The sequence below is a fragment of the Synechococcus sp. R55.2 genome, from assembly GCF_047462075.1.
Classification (GTDB): Bacteria; Cyanobacteriota; Cyanobacteriia; order Thermostichales; family Thermostichaceae; genus Thermostichus.
In genome coordinates, this window is sequence record NZ_JANSIH010000151.1 from 1 (window position 1) to 877 (window position 877).

Consider the following 877-nt stretch of genomic DNA (forward strand, 5'->3'; position numbering starts at 1 on the left):
CCAAGGGTTGGGGGGTTCACCCATTAAAGCGGCACGCGAGCTGGGTTCAGAACGTCGTGAGACAGTACCTACCGTGCTGTCTATAAATCTGGCTATATGCTGGGAAGCCTGGTGAGTATCCTGCGCTACGCATGCTACACTTAACGCATGCGTGACAATGCGTCAGGTGCAGGCAATCAGCAGGGAAGGCCAGATGAGCCTATCGGCTACTATATCGCAGGGTTCGTCGATGGCGAGGGCAGCTTCCATGTTGCCATCCAACGAAATCCAAGCACAAAGTTTGGATGGCAAGTCATCCCAGAGCTACATATCTCCCAGCATGAGCGCAATAAGCATGTGCTGGAGATGATACGCTCAGCACTGGGATGTGGCTACCTCAAGCCAAATGCTCGGCAGAACCCGAAAGACAAAACATGGGTGCTTGTGGTACGGAACCGTCAAGATCTGCTAAGAAGGGTCATTCCCTTCTTCGAGCGATACCCACTTCTGACCACGAAGCGCCATGATTTCCAGAAGTTCGCGGCGATTGTGCGTCGGCTGGATGCAGGCGAACACCAAACTGTCGAAGGACTGCGTGCGTTGCTCATCCTTGCAGCCAGCATGAACGAGAATGGCGCATATCGTCGCTTGGATATAGAAACCATTTTGGCTCATCTGGAACCCTCAGAGACTGTACGCCAGACGCCTTCTTGTAGCCAGAAGGCGAAGATACAGTCCGAACTGCATGGCGACATGCAGAGGTAAGCCGAAAGGCTTGCCCGCCTCGTGAACCAATCACGGGGTCAGTAGGCGCACCCTCTGTGCGCTGAAAGTAACAGATTGTCGGTCCCTATCCACCGCAGGCGTAGGAGACTTGAGGGGAGCTGGCCCTAGTACG

The 877-nt window shown here is 54.4% G+C and carries 1 protein-coding gene and 1 rRNA gene; both read left to right on the forward strand.

What is annotated here, in order from left to right; all coding sequences use genetic code 11:
• Positions 1-87 (forward strand): 23S ribosomal RNA (locus NW838_RS05520); the annotation flags it as partial.
• Positions 88-147: 60 nt separating this feature from the next.
• On the forward strand, positions 148-744 hold the full coding sequence (locus tag NW838_RS05525; protein WP_414427661.1) for an LAGLIDADG family homing endonuclease: 597 nt from the start codon (positions 148-150) through the stop codon (positions 742-744).
• Positions 745-877: the final 133 nt, after the last annotated feature.